This window comes from Aliikangiella maris (assembly GCF_040719265.1).
GTDB lineage: Bacteria > Pseudomonadota > Gammaproteobacteria > Enterobacterales > Kangiellaceae > Aliikangiella > Aliikangiella maris.
Genome location: NZ_JBFDAH010000076.1, coordinates 1 through 2,793, shown reverse-complemented (window position 1 = coordinate 2,793; position 2,793 = coordinate 1). Strand labels below are relative to the sequence as shown.

Genomic DNA, 2,793 nt, shown 5'->3' with positions numbered 1-2,793 from the left:
TGCCAATGAAAATTATGGTATCGTTGTTCATGCTAGCCTCCGTTTATATGGTGTTTAACGACTCATATATTATGGCACTGGCTGAAAAGCTAACCCACGATAGGGGGCTAGTACTGAATTTAATTGAAACTCCTAGGGAGTCATTATGTCTAGCTTAATTAAGAGTTACAAATGGACTTATCAATAATCGACTCAATTTCCTGGGCAGACTTAGAAAACGCATATGGTTCTGCTGCGTCAGCTCCACAGAGTTTACGGGCACTTCTTAGCGATGACGAAGATGATGTGGATGAAGCAATTTATGGCTTCTTACACAGTGAAGCTTGCCATCAATATACAACCTACTCTTGCACTCCATATGTAGTCAAATGTGTTCTATATATTTTAGAGCTTAAAGAGTTTAAGGATTCTGAGTTGGGAGAAATCTTGGGTTTCATCCAAGCTTGCACCTACAATGCTAGAGAAATAGAAAGTCTTAGAAATGAGATTCTTTCTGGCATTGAATGCTATAAAAAATATAAAGGCCGTAAAGCTCGAGTGGGTGAAGAAGCTACTAAATTGGTAGAGTTTTGTAATGAGTATTGAATGTAAAAAAGCTAACCAATCGTTGAAAAACGAAGTGCGAAAAGGCACACTCGTTTTAACTTGGCGTTAACACTATTATCAGAGGAATAAAATGAAATTAATTAAACTATTGTCCTTTTGCGTAGCCTCATTTATAAGCAGTAATGTAATTGCTGGAACATACGTGATTGTCGATGCAACTATTGAAGCTGTCGGAAATACAAGTGGTAATAAAGCTAATTTTTATGTGAGGACAACTGGCGGGGCTGGTCCATGTGTAGGGCAACAAATAACTTTTCCTGAGGCCGATGCTAGCAACCCAAACGCGCATCAAAGAGCTTATTCTGCAGCTCTCATGGCACTATCCTCCGGAATGAAAGTAAAAATCCATAATTATTTTTCAGATTCTTGTGATCGTGCATCATTTATCGAAGTTATCAAATAAGAAAAGGTGTTAACCAGGCAAGGCAGCATATGCATAAAACGCAATTCTGCTTGGGGCGTTAAAAGTATCGAGATACCGAAGAAGAATGATATTTAAGAATAAGCCAAGTAAAGAAGACTTAGAGCTTTATCAACAGATTTTGGATATTCCAACTGAGTATCGGTGCATTCAATCAAGGAGTGGAGAATGGAATTTGCCAATAAATCAAATATTATTAGGAGTAAAGGAAAGTCGATTCTTTGGATGGTCTGAGTTTTCAAAAATAGTAAAGAGTCCGGCTGGCTTTAAATTCTATCTAGGTTCGTCTCACCTGAATGTTTTTACTTCATATGCAAATTCAAGCTTTCCATCAAAAGTTCATGATTTGTTCGTTGGAAGCTCAACTGAATGTTATAAACCGATAAAAACGACAGAATCAGATTACCTAGATTACTCACCAGTAACAGAAATACTAGCTAGTGTGTATTATCCCGAGCTGAAGGTCTTCAGATATGGTATTACTGAGTTATTTTGCAATGGTGAGGGATTAAATGGTGCTGTTGGTGATATCACTGGCCTGTTAGATAAAATGCCAAAGTTAGAGCACCTTGAGATTGGCGGAAGTTTCACAGTCAACAAACCTATAAACTTTTCGAATCTTAAAGAGCTTTCTATTCAAGTTGTCGATGCGTGTGAGCTACCTGTTAGTAAAGAGCCATCCGAAGAAACATTTACAAACCTTCTAAAATCAAACTCGCCTTCTCTGAATAGTCTGACTATCGACTTTAATTGCTATGGTGATTTTGAGCGTAGAACAAACTATGTCTTCCCAGATGAATTTCTAAATGCAGAGTCCATGCCAAACCTCAGTTATATCGAAATTTCAGGGCTATTTAAGAAAGGCGAAATTAAACGCCTTAAAGAAAGTCTGATTTGGGAGAAATCGCAACGTAAATTTTGCAATATAAGTGAAGCATATTATCTAGCAATTGATGTTCATTATGAGGGAGATTCAGCATTTGTAGCTGGGGTATCTTTTACTGATCCATCTCAAAAAGAGCCTGATCGAGTCTATTATTCTGAACTAAATGTTCCAGGCGAATATGAGTCCGGAGAGTTTTATAAACGCGAACTCCCTTGTATTACAAAGTTAATAGATGAGCATCAATTAAATCCTAGCGTGATAATTATTGATGGCTTTGTTTATCTAGATAGTGTTAATAGTTGGGGGCTAGGAGCTCGTTTGTCACACCACTATTTTCAGCAAGGTCGAGAAATTTCGGTCATTGGAGTAGCTAAAAACCCAAGGCAAAACATTCCGAAGAACTGGGAGGTATTTCGAGGTAGTAGTTTAAAACCGCTATATGTCAGGGCCGTAGGTCTTGATGATGAATTCTCGCGTAATATAATTAAAAGCATGTCAGGAGAGCATAGACAACCAACTCTGCTAAAGTTAGCTGATAAGTTGTGCAGAGAAAGAGTAGATTCTGCTGGCCGGACATGAGCTACATAACTACTCTTTTAACAAGGCGCTGCTGTCGGACAAATTTTCCGCTGCGCTCCAAATTTGCCGCAGAGCGCGGCGTTGGTATGACTCCCTTTGTCAATAAAAACGTACAAATCCCCACCCTATTTTTTCAAAGTGCCGCTATCTAAAAATTGGATGAATTCAATCACAGATTAAAGCCACTACATTTCGACGGTTCTCATGCTGGTATCCGTGGATTTTATCGCCAAGCGATTAACCTACCTTACTTATTTCGTCGTGGTGCCTGTCTTCAGTCTATGCTCGTGGGTCTAATTAA

The 2,793-nt window shown here is 38.6% G+C and carries 3 protein-coding genes; all 3 read left to right on the top strand.

Going from position 1 to position 2,793, the window contains the following annotated elements:
* The first annotated feature begins 171 nt into the window (after window positions 1-171).
* Window positions 172-585, top strand: coding sequence for a hypothetical protein (locus tag ABVT42_RS21920; protein ID WP_353898082.1), 414 nt, complete (start codon window positions 172-174; stop codon window positions 583-585).
* Between the two features lie 91 nt (window positions 586-676).
* Window positions 677-1,009 carry a DUF5992 family protein gene (locus ABVT42_RS21915; protein WP_353898081.1) on the top strand — a complete coding sequence of 111 codons (333 nt, stop codon included), beginning with the start codon at window positions 677-679 and terminating at the stop codon, window positions 1,007-1,009.
* Between the two features lie 85 nt (window positions 1,010-1,094).
* Window positions 1,095-2,492, top strand: a complete 1,398-nt coding sequence (locus tag ABVT42_RS21910) for a hypothetical protein (protein ID WP_353898080.1) — start codon at window positions 1,095-1,097, stop codon at window positions 2,490-2,492.
* Window positions 2,493-2,793: the final 301 nt, after the last annotated feature.